The sequence below is a fragment of the Streptomyces endocoffeicus genome, from assembly GCF_016741935.1.
Taxonomy (GTDB): Bacteria; Actinomycetota; Actinomycetes; order Streptomycetales; family Streptomycetaceae; genus Streptomyces; species Streptomyces endocoffeicus.
The window spans coordinates 567874-583631 of sequence record NZ_JAERRG010000002.1 but is presented as its reverse complement, the minus strand read 5'-3'; the positions used below and the strand labels follow the sequence as shown (position 1 = coordinate 583631).

Annotated in this window: 16 protein-coding genes; 8 read left to right on the top strand and 8 right to left on the bottom strand. The window is 71.5% G+C overall.

Annotation, left to right across the window (positions count from 1 at the left end; all coding sequences use genetic code 11):
- Nucleotides 1-249: 249 nt before the first annotated feature.
- Together JK364_RS09920 and JK364_RS09915 are read right to left on the bottom strand one after the other, a co-directional pair.
- Nucleotides 250-936 carry a hypothetical protein gene (locus tag JK364_RS09920; protein WP_201849688.1) on the bottom strand — a complete coding sequence of 229 codons (687 nt, stop codon included), beginning with the start codon at nt 934-936 and terminating at the stop codon, nt 250-252.
- A 228-nt stretch (nt 937-1164) separates the two neighbouring features.
- A complete protein-coding gene (locus tag JK364_RS09915) occupies nt 1165-2568 on the bottom strand; it encodes an MDR family MFS transporter (protein ID WP_201849686.1) in 1404 nt (467 codons plus the stop codon).
- A gap of 218 nt (nt 2569-2786) precedes the next feature.
- Here JK364_RS09915 and JK364_RS09910 point away from each other — a divergent pair, with 218 nt between their 5' ends.
- A complete protein-coding gene (locus JK364_RS09910) occupies nt 2787-3356 on the top strand; it encodes a TetR/AcrR family transcriptional regulator (protein WP_201849684.1) in 570 nt (189 codons plus the stop codon).
- A gap of 28 nt (nt 3357-3384) precedes the next feature.
- Here the strand turns inward: JK364_RS09910 and JK364_RS09905 are convergent, their stop codons facing one another.
- Nucleotides 3385-3732 (bottom strand): nuclear transport factor 2 family protein, encoded by a 348-nt coding sequence (locus JK364_RS09905; protein ID WP_230991651.1) that lies wholly within the window; start codon nt 3730-3732, stop codon nt 3385-3387.
- 92 nt (nt 3733-3824) lie between these two features.
- On the bottom strand, nt 3825-4526 hold the full coding sequence (locus JK364_RS09900; RefSeq protein WP_201849682.1) for a haloacid dehalogenase type II: 702 nt from the start codon (nt 4524-4526) through the stop codon (nt 3825-3827).
- Nucleotides 4527-4651: 125 nt separating this feature from the next.
- Between JK364_RS09900 and JK364_RS09895 the strand changes: the two genes are divergently transcribed.
- The 5 genes from JK364_RS09895 (at nt 4652) to JK364_RS09875 (ending at nt 9255) form a co-directional block, all read left to right on the top strand.
- Nucleotides 4652-5296 (top strand): CGNR zinc finger domain-containing protein, encoded by a 645-nt coding sequence (locus JK364_RS09895; protein ID WP_201849680.1) that lies wholly within the window; start codon nt 4652-4654, stop codon nt 5294-5296.
- 1065 nt (nt 5297-6361) lie between these two features.
- Nucleotides 6362-6511 carry a hypothetical protein gene (locus JK364_RS09890; protein WP_201849679.1) on the top strand — a complete coding sequence of 50 codons (150 nt, stop codon included), beginning with the start codon at nt 6362-6364 and terminating at the stop codon, nt 6509-6511.
- A 285-nt stretch (nt 6512-6796) separates the two neighbouring features.
- Complete coding sequence (locus JK364_RS09885; RefSeq protein ID WP_201849677.1) at nt 6797-7270, top strand: carboxymuconolactone decarboxylase family protein; 474 nt, start codon at nt 6797-6799, stop codon at nt 7268-7270.
- A 405-nt stretch (nt 7271-7675) separates the two neighbouring features.
- Complete coding sequence (locus JK364_RS09880; RefSeq protein ID WP_230991650.1) at nt 7676-8995, top strand: S8 family peptidase; 1320 nt, start codon at nt 7676-7678, stop codon at nt 8993-8995.
- Nucleotides 8996-9006: 11 nt separating this feature from the next.
- Nucleotides 9007-9255 (top strand): hypothetical protein, encoded by a 249-nt coding sequence (locus tag JK364_RS09875; RefSeq protein WP_201849673.1) that lies wholly within the window; start codon nt 9007-9009, stop codon nt 9253-9255.
- A gap of 99 nt (nt 9256-9354) precedes the next feature.
- On the opposite strand, the gene JK364_RS09870 is transcribed toward JK364_RS09875, so the two are convergent.
- Nucleotides 9355-9903 carry a GNAT family N-acetyltransferase gene (locus JK364_RS09870; RefSeq protein ID WP_201849671.1) on the bottom strand — a complete coding sequence of 183 codons (549 nt, stop codon included), beginning with the start codon at nt 9901-9903 and terminating at the stop codon, nt 9355-9357.
- Between the two features lie 124 nt (nt 9904-10027).
- Between JK364_RS09870 and JK364_RS09865 the strand changes: the two genes are divergently transcribed.
- Nucleotides 10028-10672 carry a GNAT family N-acetyltransferase gene (locus JK364_RS09865; protein WP_201849669.1) on the top strand — a complete coding sequence of 215 codons (645 nt, stop codon included), beginning with the start codon at nt 10028-10030 and terminating at the stop codon, nt 10670-10672.
- 197 nt (nt 10673-10869) lie between these two features.
- Entirely contained in the window at nt 10870-11064 is a 195-nt protein-coding gene (locus JK364_RS09860; RefSeq protein ID WP_044581945.1) for a YegP family protein, read from the top strand.
- Here the strand turns inward: JK364_RS09860 and JK364_RS09855 are convergent.
- From JK364_RS09855 to JK364_RS09845, 3 genes are all read right to left on the bottom strand, one after another.
- Nucleotides 11033-11665, bottom strand: coding sequence for a response regulator (locus JK364_RS09855; RefSeq protein ID WP_230991729.1), 633 nt, complete (start codon nt 11663-11665; stop codon nt 11033-11035). The genes JK364_RS09860 and JK364_RS09855 overlap by 32 nt on opposite strands.
- A gap of 143 nt (nt 11666-11808) precedes the next feature.
- Entirely contained in the window at nt 11809-13293 is a 1485-nt protein-coding gene (locus JK364_RS09850; protein ID WP_230991649.1) for a sensor histidine kinase, read from the bottom strand.
- Nucleotides 13294-13518: 225 nt separating this feature from the next.
- Nucleotides 13519-15726 carry an MMPL family transporter gene (locus JK364_RS09845; RefSeq protein ID WP_230991648.1) on the bottom strand — a complete coding sequence of 736 codons (2208 nt, stop codon included), beginning with the start codon at nt 15724-15726 and terminating at the stop codon, nt 13519-13521.
- Between the last annotated feature and the right edge of the window lie 32 nt (nt 15727-15758).

Below are 15758 nucleotides of genomic sequence, written 5' to 3'. Positions count from 1 at the left end.
GCCGCTCCACTGGTTTTTGTCGAAGCCGGTCGGAGAAGCCGGTCAGAGGGGCTGGTCAGAGGGGCTGGAGCCGGCGGCGCAGGAGGCAGAACGGCGTTGACGTCGATGTGCGGCCGGAGCTTCTCGGGCCGGGGCCCGCAAAGCCACCGGCCGCGGCGGTGGAGCCACCGGAAGGTGGCTCCACCGCCGCGGCCGGGCGGGCACTGACGTTTAGCGGGCACTGACGTTTACTCGTGGGCTACTCGTGGGCTACTCGTGGGCGCTGATCTCGCCGCCGGCGCTGAGCACGATGTACACGCCGTTGGCGTCGAGCCCGGCGTCCTGCCCGTTCGCCTCCATCGTGCCCATGACGTCACCGTGGCCGATGATGTCCGCACGGTAATGGCCCTCGCCGACCTTCGTCACCTTGGCCGTCCAACCGCCCGCGAGCTTGAAGGTGCCCGGCCCCTGGTGCTCGCCGCCCATCCAGGACTGGACCTCGCCGCCTATCGTGAGCACGACATACATGCCGTTGCCGTCGAGCCCGGCGTCCTCCCCGTTCGCCTCGAACGTGGCCAGGACGTCACCGTCGTTGACGATCTTGAGGCGATAGTGCTGCTCGCCGAGCTTGTAGATCTCGCCCGTGCTGCCGTCCGCCAAGGTCTCGGTGCGGTCCGGAGATGCCGCCTCGTCCGCGGCGCCCGCCTTGGTGTCGGTCTTGGCGTCGGTCTTGGCGTCGGCCTTGGCATCGGCCTTGGCATCGGTCTTGGTGTCGGAGCCCTTCGCTCCGGTGGAGGAGTCCGCGCTGCCGGAGCTGGCGGAGGCCGCGGGCTTCGAGGCGTTGGCGTCCGAGTCATTGCAGGCGGTCAGGCTGAAACCGGCGGCTGCGATCAGGACCGCGGCGGCAACGCGCATGGTGCGGCGACGGACGGTGCGGGTGATGGTGTTGGAGCTCATTTCGGGTCCCCCCCAGGGGCAGTCGGTGTGGTGTTCTCCTCGGTGCGTCACCCACTCTGGTCGGGCCCCCTACCGCAAGGCTGCCGCTCCGCTAACGGCCTGCTAACACGGGTGTGAGCAGGGGTGTGAACAGGGATGTGAGCGGGAGGAAGGACGCGACACGGTCACGCGACCAGGCGCAGCCAGGCCGTGCGGTTGGGGTGCGCGGCCGGGCCGAGTGGTCGCCTTTCAGGGTTTGGTGACTTCCGCTTCGGCGGCGTCGTCGGGGGCCGCCGGTTCGGGGAGGCTGGGCAGGAGCAGACACAGCGGGACGGCGACGGCGGTGAGGGCCACCGACCACCAAAAGGCGGTGCCGAAGCCGTCGGCCAGGGCGCCCGGGGTGTGGGCGCCGCCGGTGCTGTGCTGGAGGATGACGGCGAGGACGGCGATGCCCACGGCGCCGCCGAGCTGCTGGGCGACGCGGGTGATGATGCTGGCGTCGGGGATCTCCCCGTGCTCCAGCCCGACGTACGCGGCGCCCATGGGCGCGATCATGGCGGCGCCCAGAGCGATACCGCGGACGAACAGCGCGGCCATGAGCAGGACTTCGCTGGTGTCGGCCGTGACGAAGGCGAACGGCACGGTGGCCGCGGCGACGAAAGCGAATGCCGCGAAGGCGACCCCGCGGGGGCCGATGCGATCGGTGTACGCGCCTGCCAGGCCGCGGGCGAGGAGCGCGCCGACACCCTGCGGGATGAGCAGCAGTCCGGCGCCGAGGGCGTCCTCGCCGCGGACCTGCTGAAAGTACAGGGGCAGCAGCATCATCGACCCGTACAGGGAGATACCGCCCAGGAGGAGCAGGGTGGAGGAGGAGGCCACCGCGCGGTGGCGGAACAGCCGCACATTGACCAGGGCGCCGGTGGCGCGGGGCAGCGCCCGGGCGGTGAAGCCCCCGACCAGGACGAGTCCGCCGATCAGCGGGATGAGGACCTTGGCGTCGGCGAGGCCCGCACTGCCCTCGACCTGGGAGAGGCCGTAGACGAGGGCGGCGAAGCCCGGACAGAGCAGGAGCAGGCCGACGGTGTCCAGGCGGGCGCGGGGGCGGTCGGGCGCCGGTCGGTCGTCGGGCAGATCGCGCCAGGCGAGCCAGGTGCCGACGACGCAGAAGGGAATGTTGACGAAGAACAGCCAGCGCCAGTCGGCCAGCTGCAGGATGAGGCCGCCCAGGACCGGGCCGAGGATCGGGCCGAGTGCGGTGGGCACGGTGATGATGGCCATGACCTTGCCGATGTTGCGGCCCTGGGCGGCCTGCATGAGCAGCGTGGCCATGAGCGGCATCATGATGCCGCCCGCGGCGCCCTGGACGACGCGGAAGACGATCAGGCTGGTCGCGTCCCACGCCAGCGCGCTCAGGATCGAGCCGAGCAGGAACACGCCCAGGGCCGCGATCCACAGATGTCGGCCGCCGAGCCGTGACTGGGCCCATCCGGCGAGTGGGATGGTGACGAACACCGCCAGCAGGTAGCCGGTACTCACCCACTGGATGGTGGACAGCGGGGCGTCGAGTTCCCTTGCCAGGTCGTTGAGCGCGACGCTGACGATGGTGGTGTCGAAGACGACGGCGAGGGCGCCCACGATGAGGGTGATCGCCATGCGCCACACGGCGGGGTCCACACGATCAGGGCCCGCACGACCGGGGCCCGCACGATCGGGATCCACACGGTGGGGGTCCGGCGCCGCGGATGTGGGGTCGGACCGGTTGGGAGCGCTCATGACCAGCCGCCTTAAGATATAGCAGTCTATCTTACGGCGGTCAGAGTAAGGCGCTAGAATAAGAAAGGCAAGTCTATCTAAAGGAGAGGGAGGGACGCATGCCCGAGCGACGCCGCGGAGCGGCACTGGAGAAGGCGCTCCTCGACGCGGCCTGGGGAGAACTCACCGACACCGGCTACGCCAGGTTCACCATGGACGCCGTCGTCAAGCGCGCGGGCACCAGCCCGCCCGTCCTCTATCGCCGCTGGGCCAACCGCGACGACCTCGTCCGGGCGGCCATCGTCCACACCCTGAAGGAGTCCCGCCTCGACGTTCCCGACACGGGAAGCCTGCGGGAGGACATCCTCACCCTCATGCGGGAGATCAACTCCACCCGCGTCCAGTTCATCACCGTCATGAGCATGCACCTGGCCGACTACCACCAGGAGACCGGAAACAGCCCCGGCGACCTGCGCGACCCCCTCGTGACCGGACGCGCGGAAGCTCTCGACGCACTCTTCGGCCGCGCCGTGGACCGCGGCGAGATCAAACCGGAACTCCTCACCGAACGCATCAAGTCGCTCCCCTTCGACCTGCTGCGCCACGAAATCCTCACGGCCTTCGCCCCCGTGCCCGACGACGCCCTCGAAGAGATCGTGGACACGGTCTTCCTCCCCCTGGTGCGCTGACCACCGGCCCAGGCGGTTTCGCCGCGACTCAGCCCTCTTCGGCGACCAGGGTGTAGCGCACGGTCTGGGCCTGGATGAGGCCGTCACGGAAGACGAAGGTGTCGACTCCGTCCTCCACCCGCGCATGGACGGTGGCGGCCGACCACTCGAGGAAGAGAACGTCATCCGCGAACTGGGGCTTCAACTCCCAGGCGGCATTGGGGAGATCGCCGAGCAGCGCGCCGATGCCCCGCTTCACCCCTTCGCGGCCCCGCAGCACACCGGAGGGCGTCACGAAGACCGCGTCCTCCGCGTAGTTGGCGCCGATCCTGTCCAGGTCGCCCGAGCCGAGCGCTTGGCCGTGGTCGTGGAAGATCTGCTCGGGGGTCCGGGTCATCGCTTCAGCCATTCCGTTCGCGGGTGTGTTTCGCAGGTATGCGAGGGCGACTCGAGACAATAGTTGCGTACGCGGATGATTGCAAGCGCTGACTATTGCGGGAGCAAGCTCCTGTCGAGTTGATCGGTCAGATCGGCCAGGCCGTCGGCGTGCAGGTCGAACCGGTCCGAGGAGCCGGGCGGGTCGCCGACGGGGCGGGCGACATAGGCGGTACGCAGGCCGAGAGCCTGCGCACCGCGCAGGTCCCAGGCGTGGGCGGCGACCATCAGCAGCCGCTCCGGCGGCCGTCCGGAGACGGTGACGGCCAGCTCGTAGACCGCCGGATCCGGCTTGTAGGTCCGGGCGTCCTCGGCGGACAGAGCCTGGTGCCAGCGCAGTCCGGCGTGGGCGTTGAGTTCCAGCAGCGCCGTCCGGCTCGCGTTGGAGAGCCCGATCAGCGGGAACCGTTCGGCGAGCCGGGCCAGCCCCGCCACGGTGTCGGACCACGGCGGGAGCCGGCGGCCGGACAGGGCCAGCGCCGCCACGGCGGCCGGGTCGTCGACTCCGGCGGCGTCGGCGACGAGCCGGGCGGCCTCGTGGTCGAGGACCTCAGTGGTGGCGTAGGGCCGGGTGCCGTCGAGGATGCGGCGCTGCTCACGGTCGATATGCCGCTGCCACAGCGACAACAGCCGCTCGATCCCGGAATCGTCGAGCGCCGGGGCGAGTTCACGGATACCGGCGCGGATGCCGGTGGGTTCGTCGACGAGCGTGCCGAGCACGTCGAAGACGACGGCGTCGATCTTCAGCTCTGGCATGGGCGAGGTCTCCTCACGGAACGGGGGGGGTGGGGGCGGGGCCGGCGGTTGGCGATGAGCGACTGGCACGCGCCTGTAATGGTTAAAATGGCGTTTAGCCGAACGTAGCGAGGAGTGCGTCAACGATGCAAGTGGCGTTGGACGATTACGTCTGGGCGGCGGGGATCGCGACCGAGCTGGTCAACACCACCGCCGAGGTCTGGCGCGGCGACGACCGCCTGCCCGACCTGGCCGCCCTCGTCGCGTTCACCGAACCGCACGGCGACCGGCCCGGAGGTGACGACGACGTTCCGGGCGCACTGGCCGAACTCGCCCGCCGCGGACGCATATCCGACCTCCATGCGGTGCACGCGCTGCGGACCACCGTGCGGGACCTGATCGATCGCCCCGACCGCGACCGCCTCATCGCCGGTGCCACCAGGCTCACCTCGTCCGCCCAGGGCGCCACTCTGATGCCGGACCCCGCGCACGAGGGCCGCGTGCGGTGGGCCGTCCCGCTCCGGGACGGGGCGACCATCGCCGACGCCCTCTCACTGATCTGCGGCATGGGCATCCTCGGGGTCGTCCACACCCTCGGCGAGCGGCGGTTCCGCCCGTGCACCGCGCCGACCTGCCGGGGAGCGTTCATCGACACCACCCGGCCCGGCAGCCGCCGCTACTGCATGCCCGGGCTGTGCGGCAACCGCGCCAACGTCGCCAACCACCGCGCCCGCCAAGCCGGCCAAGCCCGCCGAGCCGCGACGTGCGACCGGCCCACCAGCCCCGAGTAAGCGGGCCGCCGAGGACGGCCGTCGGCAATTTTGGCCGCCCTATTAGAAGGTGACGAAAACCGGCCACATGCTCATCATGCGGCACCTCGATGCCCTGGCGGGATCAGAGGTTCCGCTATCAGAACGCACTGAGAGATCGGGTCCGGAGCCGAGGTTTTTCATTCTTCTGAACGGTCAGAACAGTGTTGCGAATAACACAAATTCACCCCTTGTAGTGCATCCGAACCGCACAGAAAAACACTATCCTCGGTCCAGTCGTTGACTGGGCGGAGGCCGGAACAGCGACGCTGCCCGCACATCCGTGGGGTCAACGACGAAGTAAGCGGGCGTGGTTCTCCACGTCTGGTGAGGGCCGCCGCCCCTGCTCCAACTGCCAGGAAGGGAGGGGCGGCGGTTTCCGGCCAACACCGCCATTGCTCACCGCTCACACGCACCACCCACACACGATTTGCATTCGCAATCACGTCGCTGCATCCGCCGTGGATAGATCGCCCGGGCAATCACTTAGCCGGACAGCAGGCAGCCACCAATTCGAGTGGCAATTAGCCGACGCCGGAGAGCCAAAAACTCCTGCTGAGCGTCGTCGCGCCGCATACCGGATATGACGCTTTCGCGAAGACACGCCGAATATGCCGACCAAGCGGCCCTTGGGATGTTTCATCGCCACCTGGAATGTGGCGTTGGCCATACCGAACGTGGGGCCAACTGGCGCGTTAAGTGCATTTACATGCGCTCCCTATCGCAAAGTTGCGGAGTACCCGCCGGTAAGTATGGCCGCTATGGTCGGCGATGAGAGCTATGCGGATCAATGTCCCTGAAGCGGAGGGGGATTGTAGTGTCACCCTCCGACAGCTGACGGCTGACGCTTTGTCAGTGGTTAGTGCGGGTTTAGTTGCGTCGAGCGACGTGGCTGCGTTAACTACACGACACCTGTCCGCGGGCAGGCGTACGTATCCGACGTGGTGTTCCCCCCTTCCTGGCAGTTGGAGCCGAACACCCCGTCAGTCCCTCACCAGGCGGGCCCCGGCACATGACCGAGGGCCACGAATACCAAGGAGATTCCGCATGGCCGACCGCAAGCCCCGGCGACACCTCGAGGTCAACCTCGACGAGCACGTGACCTTCTCCGTCCGCATCTCCCCCAAAGCGCTGCGGTGGGCCTGGGCCGTGTGCATCACGGTGGGCAGCACCGGTTGGTACACGCTGACGCACTAGGCGCCGCGTGGCAGGGGCTCCGCCCCTGGACCCCGGGGTCCAGGGGCGGCGGCTGATCCGAAGCCGACGGCCGTCAGCGGGCGGTGCCGATGGCGGTGGCGGTGGCGGTGGCGGTGGCAGTGGCGGTGGCGGTGGCGGTGGCGGCCCGGAAGCGGACCGGCCGAATCCACGACCTGAGCGGCGTCCCCGCCATGAGAGACGCAGGTCACATTCGGGCCTGTCACATCTCTCCGAGCCGTTCCGTCAGGGAGGTGTAACCACGGCAACCGCATAGGAGAGCCCATCATGGACGCTCGCTTGAACCTCTTCGGCAACCCGCTCCTCGGCACGTTCCTGAAGCACCTCAACTCCGCGGGCAAGGTGATCGGCGACTCGGCGCTGCCTGCCGCGACGCAGGAGCTGGTGAAGCTCCGCGCCAGCCAGATCAACGGCTGCGGCTTCTGCACCGACATGCACACCAAGGACGCCGCGAAGGCCGGGGAGACCTCGACGCGCCTGAACCTCGTCGCGGTCTGGCGGGAGGCCACGGTGTTCACCGCCGCCGAGCGCGCCGCCCTGGAGCTGGCGGAGCAGGGCACCCGCATCGCCGACGCGTCCGGTGGTGTCACGGACGAGGCGTGGGCGAACGCCGCCAAGTACTACGACGAGGAGCAGCTCGCCGCTCTGGTGTCGATCATCGCCATCATCAACACCTACAACCGGCTGAACGTCATCGTCCAGCAGCCCGCCGGCGACTACCAGCCCGGCCAGTTCGGGTGAGGTCCGGCGTCCTCCTGCGGGGCGCCGGCGAGAATCCGTGGAGGGTCGGCACAAACGCTCATGGTTGATGCCGCACGTCCGATGGAAGTCGGCATGGTGCTGTACGGGGGTCAGACCATGCTCAACTTCGTCGGCCCGCGAGCCCGGACCGCGTCAGCGCCTCCGCGTTGCCCTTGGCGACCGCCACAGTTCTCCCCCGCCCCTTCGAGCCCCCGCTCTTCGATCGATGTGCGGGGGCGCCCGCGCCCCGAGTTGCGGGCCCCCACGCGGGGGGTGACGGTGGGCATAAGGGGGACGTGGGGGCTCGGGGGACTGTGGGGGCGGGTGAAACATCCCGGGGAGCACACTGCCCGCGCACAGGAGCGGAGAAAGGCAATGACGAACGGACCTGGGCCCGTGGGGCCCATGGGTAAGGGACCGAACGGGGAACGGCCGCACCAGCGGGCAGGTATGCCGCTGGGGGCGCAGCAGACCGAGTACACCGGGCGGTATGTGGTCCTGCTCGATCAGCACGAGCCCGACCGCGGTATGGAGGCACTGCGCTCGTCCGTGGGGATCTCGTCCGTGGAGCGCGTCCGCGGGGCCGAGCCCGGGGCGGCGGAGCTGCTCGGGCGCGCCGATGTGTCGGTGGTCTTCGACGAACTCGGCGTCGCCGTCGTCGATGTGCAGCCGGACCAGCGCCATGCGCTGGTCACCACGGCGGAGGCGGAGTCGACGATCATCGCGACGGAGCCGGAGCGCGTGGTGTACGCGTCGGTGATCACGGAGCCGCAACGCACGCTGACCGGCTTCTTCCCGACGTACCGCAGCGACGATGACGAGGTGTCCCGGCACACCCGGGCCGAGCTCGCCACCTCGCTGGGACCGGCGTGGGACGAGCAGAACACCACCTGGGGACTCCAGGGGATCCGCGCCAGCTGGTCGCATCTGACGGGCAGCGGGGTGAAGGTCGCCGTGCTCGACACCGGGGTGGACACCGACCACCCGGATCTGACCGGATGCGTCGAGGCGAGCGCCTCCTTCGTGTCCGGGGCGAGCGTCGAGGACGGCCATGGCCACGGCACCCACTGCGTCGGCACCGTGGCCGGTCCGGCCAAACCCGGGCACGCGCCCCGGTACGGCGTGGCCGGTGAGGCCCGGGTGCTGGTCGGCAAGGTGCTCAGCGACCAGGGCGTGGGCTCCGACGGCGAGATCCTGGCGGGGATGGCCTGGGCGGTCGCCCAGGGCGCCCGGGTGATCTCCATGTCGCTCGGGGCTCCGGTGGAGCCGGGCGAGCTGTTCCCGCAGACCTACGAGAACGTGGCGCGGCGCGCACTGCGGCGCGGCACCGTGATCGTGGCCGCGGCGGGCAACGAGAGTCGGCGGCCCGGCTTCGTGGCGCCGGTGGGACGGCCCGCCAACTGCCCGTCCATCCTGGCGGTGGCGGCGCTCGGCAAGGACCTGGGGACCGCGTTCTTCTCCTGCGGCGCCATCAACGGCGCGGGCGGGGAGGTCAATATCGCGGCGCCCGGGGTCGACATCTTCTCGGCCGCGCCCGACGGCACGTACCAGACGATGAGCGGCACCAGCATGGCGACGCCGCATGCCGCCGGTGTGGTCACGCTGCTGGCCCAGGCGCATCCGGAGGCCTCAGCGGCCGACCTGAGCACCCGTCTGCTGTCCGGTGCCCATCCGCTGGCGCAACCGGGCGCGGACATCGGCGCGGGTCTGCTCCAGGCCCCGTGAGCGGGGGCGCCATGGGGCAGACGGCACGGTCCGGGCCGGTCGGGGTCATCCTCTCGGTCGACCCGGACCGGTTCGCCCAGGTGGTGGAGGCCGCGCGCCGGGTCGGGCTGACGGTCACCGGTGAGCAGCCGATCCTGGGCTCGCTGTCCGGGACGATCGCGGAGGACCGGATCCCGGTGCTGGGGGCGGTGGACGGCGTGGAGTCGGTGGACCGGGAGCGGATCGTCCGGCTTCCGCCGCCCGACGCGTCGCCGCAATGAGCTTCGGATCTTCGCCGCCGTGGTGAGCTCGGTTCTTCGCCGCCGCAGTGAGCCTCGGCTCTGTGGGCCTTGGCTCTGTGGGCCTTGGCTCTCGCCGCGTCAGACGTGGTCGAACGGCTCGGCGTACCTGAAGGGGCCCTTGACGGTCGGCTGATAGGCGGTCAGGGTCCGGACCTGGAAGTACTCGCCCCAGGCCGGATCCGGGGCCGTGATGCCGTACTCGGTCGCCGGGCGGAAGCCGAACCGGCCGTAGTAGGCGGGGCTGCCCAGCAGGGCGACCAGCGATTCGCCGAACGCGTCCGCGGCGCCGAGCACCGCGTGGACGAGCGCGAGGCCCACGCCACGGCCCTGATGGGCGGGGTGCACGCTGAGCGGGCCGAGGCCGAGGGCGAGGGCCAGGTCGGAGCCGACATGGCCGCGGGTGCACACGACATGGCCGATCACCTCGCCGCGGTCGCCGGTGGCGACGAACGAGAGCGCGGGCAGCCAGCCGTCGCTGACCCGGAGCTCGTCCAGCAGCGTGGCCTCGACCGGAGGCGGGGGGTTCGAGCCGCTCAAGGTGTCCGAGGTGTCCGACTTCGCGAACGCGGCCGAGGTGACGGCCCGTATGGCGTCGATGTCGGAGCGGGTCTCTCGTCGGATCAACATCGGGACAGGATGCGTCCGAACACCGCACTACGGCAAACGAATTGTGCGCCCATGAGCGGGGCGGGCCACACGGTCGGCCGTAATTGGTTCGACTCGGCGTCCGCGGCTCCGGCAGCCTCCCGTCATGGACCCCCATTACTGGCCCCCGTACGGGCTTCGCCTGCGTACGCCGCGCCTGGAGCTGCGGCTTCCCGACGTCCCTCTGCTCGACGAGCTCGCCGCGGTCGCGGCGGGCGGGGTGCACGACCCGGACGAGATGCCCTTCGCCGTCCCGTGGACCGACGTGCCCCCGGAGGAGCGCGGACGCGGCACCTTCCAGCATGTGCTGCGCACCATCGCCGAATGGCGGCCGGAGCAGTGGACGCTGAGCCTCGCGGTGCTGCACGAGGGGGCGGTGATCGGGCGGCAGGACCTGTTCGCGACCGAGTTCGCCGTCACGCGGGAGGCCGAGACCGGATCCTGGCTGGGCACCGCCCACCAGGGCAAGGGTCTGGGCACGGAGATGCGGGCGGCGGTGGCGCACCTGGCGTTCGAGGGGCTGGGCGCGCTGTCGCTGGTCTCGGGCGCGATGGTGGAGAACGGCCGCTCGCTGGGCGTGTCCCGGCGGCTCGGTTACCGGCCCGACGGGCTGTCCGTGCTCGCCGTACGGGGCGAGGCCCGCACCCTTCAGCGGCTGCGGCTGGACCGCGCGGCCTGGGAGGAGCACCGCGCCACCCCGGTCGAGATCGCCGGACTGGAGCCGTGCCGCCCGCTGTTCGGCGCTCCCTGACGCCCTTTGCCTGATCGGCTGTGGGAGTGCGAGCCCGCATTGCCCGCTCTACGGTGGTTTGAGGGGCCCGGGACGACGAGGTGTCCAGCGGACCACGCGGCGGAGCCGCAGATCGATGCTGCGGGAAGGGGCGGGAGGGGAGCAGCCCGCCGCAGGCGGCAAGATCCGCCGGACACGCCCTAGTGGAGGTGGCATCCATGGCAGGCAAGTTCGAGATCTACGAGGACAAGCGCGGCAAGCACCGCTTCCGGCTGAAGGCGGGCAACGGCGAGATCATCGCGGTCGGCGAGGCCTATGAGTCGAAGTCCGCCGCGCAGAAGGGCGTCGAATCCGTCAAGAAGAACGCCCCGACGGCCGAGATCAAGGAGATTCCGACCGACAAGTCGGGGTGACCAGGCCGGACTCATAGGCCGCGATGACGAGTTGGGCGCGGTCGCGGGCGCCCAGCTTGCCCATGATGCGGCTGACATGGGTCTTGGTGGTGAGCGGCGAGAGGCCGAGGGTCTGCGCGGCCTCGGCGTTGTTGAGGCCCCGGGCGACGAGGGTGAGCACCTGCCGTTCGCGTTCGGAGAGCGCGGCCAGCGCGGCGGGCGCGGGAACGCCGGGCGGCGGGGCCTCCGGCAGGCGCAGGACGCGGGCGATGAGCCGGGCGGTGGGACCGGGCGAGAGCAGGGACTCCCCCGCCGCCACGGTCCGTATGGCGTCGAGGAGTTCGGCCGGCCGGGTGTCCTTCACCAGGAAGCCGGACGCGCCCGCGCGCAGCGCCTCGACGATGTGCTCATCGGTGTCGTACGTCGTCAGCACGAGCACCTTGACCCCGGCGAGGTCCTCGTCGGCGGCGATCCGGCGGGTGGCCTCGATGCCGTCGAGATCGGGCATCCGGATGTCCATGACCACGAGGTCGGCGCGGGCGGTGCGGGCCAGTTCCACGGCCTCGCGGCCGGTGCCCGCCTGCCCGACCACGTCCATGTCGCGGGCCGAGGAGACCAGCATAGCGAAGGCGGAACGGACCAGCGTCTGGTCGTCCGCGAGCAGCACCCTGATCGGCGCGGCGGCCCCGGGGGCGGCGGCGCCAGGGGCGGCGGCCGGTGCGGGGTCCACTGGTCTGGTCCCGGACGGCGGGTCCGGTGGCGTGGTCATGCGGTGGCCTCCCTGGTCGGTGCGGCGGTCTGTCCGGTGCCGGTGGCGTTGCCTGTGCCGGTGGCGTTGCCTGGGGCGGCGCCGGGACCTGGGGCGGTGCCCTTACGGCCGCCGGGCGGGCCGCCCCTCCCCCACGGCAGCGCGGCCCTGATCGCGAAGCCGGGCCCGTCCTCGCGCGGTCCGGCGGACAGGGTGCCCGCGACGCTGCGGGCCCGCTCGCGCATGCCCACAATGCCGTAGCCCGTTTCGACGGGTGCGGTAAGGAGCGGTTCCTCGCCCCCGGGGCCGTCGTCCACGGCGGCGACGCTCAGCTCCCCCTCGTCCCGTACGAGCGTGATCCGCACCCTTGTGCCGGGCGCGTGACGGACGGCGTTGGTCAGGGCCTCCTGCACGATCCGGTACGCGGCGGCGCCCACGGCGGGCGACAGCTCGGACGCCTCCACGTCGACCGTAAGGTCCACGCGGACGCCCGCCGCCTCCGCCGCCGCGGCCAGGTCGGCGAGTCCGGCGAGCCCCGGCAGCGGCCCGGTGTCCTCCTCGTCCGCGCGGTCGGCGTCGCCGCCCGCGCCGCCGCGGAGCACCTGAAGGGTGGCCCGGAGTTCGGCGCGGGCGTCCCGGCAGGTGTCGGCGATCGAGTCGAGCGACTTGGCCATCGCCTCGCGGTCCAGCCGCTCGGGGTCGGCGATCAGGACATGCGCCGCGACGGAGGTCTGGACGCCGATGAGGGTGATGCTGTGCGCGAGCAGATCGTGCAGATCGCGCGCGATGCGCAGCCGTTCCTCGGCGACCCGCCGGGCCGCCTCGTCCTCGCGGGTCCGCTCGGCGCGTTCGGCCCGCTCCAGGATCGCGGCGATGTACTTGCGGTGGATGCGCACCGCCTCGCCGATCACCACGACCGACAGCACCCAGCCGGAGGTGCGCAGCATGTCGAGACCGGCGTGCGGCTTCCCGCTCAGGGCCATCACCGACACCATGATCGAGATCACGGCGGTGACGGTGAGGAAGGACCGCAGCGGCGGGCCCATGACGGCGAGCGTGTAGACGGCGAGGAGCCCGGCCGGGACGACCGCGATATGGACGTTGTCCATGGCGTGGTACGGCCCGACCATGAACACCACCGCCACGGTGACCACCATCGGGCTGTGCCGCCGCCCGATGAGCACCGTGGCGCTGGCGGCGAGCAGCACCCAGCCGAACGCGTCCGGGCGGTGGCCGTTCCGGTCGAGGTTGAGCAGTGCCAGGATCACCTGGAGGACCAGCACCGCACCGGCGATCCGGGCGTCCACCCGCCGCCGCCCGCGGGCCTCCTCCGGGGCCTCGGCGGGGCGGGGGCCGTTGTGCAGGGCGCGCGACGCGGAGGCGATCGCGCGGTGGACGGCGAAGCGCGCGGCGGGGTGCCGCGCGCCGACGGCACGCTCCGGCGGGTGGGGCGCGGAGTGGGTCGTGGAGTGGGTCGTAGGAGGTACGGGCACGGGCTCCATCCTCGGGGATCCGCCTCGGGCCGAGCCATAGGGCTGTACGCGTCCCATAGGGCGGTACGGATCACATAGGGCTGCACGGATCCGGAGAGCGGCCAGAGAGGGCCATGGAACGGCCAGGAGGCGGCCGTAGAGCGGCCTGGGGGCGGCCTGGGGCGGCCTGGGGCGGTACGAGGGTGTCCCGGACCGGCAGTCCCCTGTGCGGCCGGTCCGGGCTGAGGGACGGCGTCAGCCGCCGCGTACGGCCGGTTCCGGACGGGACCCGGCGGCGGGTCCGTCCTGGGCGGCCGGGGCCGGCGAGGCGGGCGTACGGCGGAAGAGGGCGCCCGGCCACCACACCCACCGCTTCAGCAGCAGGCTCGCCGACGTCACCAGGTACGTCCGCACGAGGAAGGTGTCGAGCAGCACTCCGACCGCCACCACGAACCCCATCTCGACCAGCATCACCATCGGCAGCGAGGCCAGCACCGCGAAGGTCGCCGCCAGCACCAGACCGGCCGACGCGATCACCCCGCCCGTCGTGCGCAGCGCGGTCACCGCCGCGTCCGGGACATCCGCCCCGCGCAGCGACTCCTCCCGCATCCGGTGCATCAGGAAGATGCCGTAGTCCACGCCGAGGGCGACCAGGAAGACGAAGGAGAGCAGCGGCAGCCCGGGGTCGACCCCGGCGAAGCCGAAGACCGGGTCGAAGAAGAGCCCGCCGAGCCCCATCGCCGCGCCCCACACCGCGACCACGGCGACGACCAGCACCAGCGGCGCGACGAGGCTGCGCAGCAGGGCGGCGAGGATCAGCAGCACGGCGATCAGCACCAGCGGGATGACCAGCATCCGGTCACGGGCGTTGGTGTCCTTCATATCGAGCTGCTGGGCGCTGGGGCCGCCGACCAGCGCGTCGGCGCCCTCGACCCGCACCAGACCCGAGCGCAGGGCGTGCAGCGCGGCCGTCTCCTCGGCCGACTGCGGGGCGCCCCGCGGGAAGACGTCGATCTCCGTCCAGCCGCCGCCGCTGCGCCCGGCGTCCGCCCGCGCGACCCCCTCCGTGCCGCGCGCCCGCCGCAGCACCTCGTCCGCGCCCGCGGTGCGCGCCATCACGCTGATGGGCTGGCTGCTGCTGTCCGGATAGGCGGCGGCGAGGGTCTGGGTGGCGGCCACCGACTCGGGCTTGTCGGTGAAGGTGTCCTCCTGCTTGAGGTCGCCGGGCAGATTGAGCACCCCGAGGGCGAGGACGCCCAGCAGCGCGGCACCGCCGAGGAGTACGGCTCCGGGCCGGCGGCGGGCCGAGTCGCCCATCGCCTCGAAGAACCCGCGCCGGGTCGCCCGCGGTTCACTGCCGTAGACGGGGATCAGCGGCCAGAACACCCGCCGCCCCAGCAGCACCAGCACCGCGGGCAGCAGCGTCATCATGGCGGCCAGCGCGCAGACGACCCCGACCGCGCCGACCGGACCAAGGCCGCTGCTGCTGTTGAGGTCGGCGGCGAGCAGACACAGCAGCCCGGCCGCCACGGTGCCGCTGGAGGCGAGCACGGCCGGACCGCAGCCGCGCAGGGCCTCGCGCATCGCGTCGTACGGGGCGCGGTGGCGGCGCAGCTCCTCGCGGTAGCGGGACACGATCAGCAGGGCGTAGTCGGTGCCCGCGCCGAAGACCAGCACCGTCATGATCGAGGAGCTCATGCTGGTGACGATGAGGTCGAAGCCCTGGACGAGGCCGTAGACGATCGCCATCGCGGCCATGGCGGCCACGCCGACCACCCCCAGCGGCACCAGCCACAGCAGCGGACTGCGGTAGGTGATGATCAGCAGCAGGGCGACCACCCCGGCGGTGGCGAACATCAGCGTGCCGTCGGTGGAGGCGAAGACCTCCTGCGAGTCGGCGCTGAGCGCCCCGGGACCACCGACCTGGACGGTCAGGCCCTCGGGGTGGGAGGCGAGCTCGGCGCGGACGTCCTTGACGGCGTCGGCCCGCTCCTTCTCGTCCGTCAGGCCGGTGAGCGCCATGGGGTACATCACGGTCATGCCGTCCTTGGACGGAATGGCGCGCGGCGCCGTGCCACCGACGAGGTCATGGCGCCCGGCCACCTCGGCGACCCGCCCGCCGGCCGCCTTACGGTCGTCGTCGGTCAGCCCGCCGTCGCGGTGGAAGACGAGGACGAGGTCGATGGTGTCGCCACCGGGCAGCCGCTCCTGGAGCCGGGCCACCTGGGTGGAGTCGGCGCCCGCCGGGAGGTAGTCGACGGCCGTGTCCCGTTTGGCGCCCTCGAGCTTGCCCGCGAAGGGGACGGCGACGAGGAGCAGCAGCACCCAGCCCGCGATGACCGCCCAGGGCAGTGAGCGCCGCCGTTTGCCGCCGGCCGCGGCGGGTGGCGCCCCGGCCGCGGCGGGCGGTGGCGCGTCCGGTTGGTGGGGATCTCTCGGGATCCCTGACGATGTCGTCTGCATGCCCCCAGACTTCCGGCGCCAAGACGCCGATA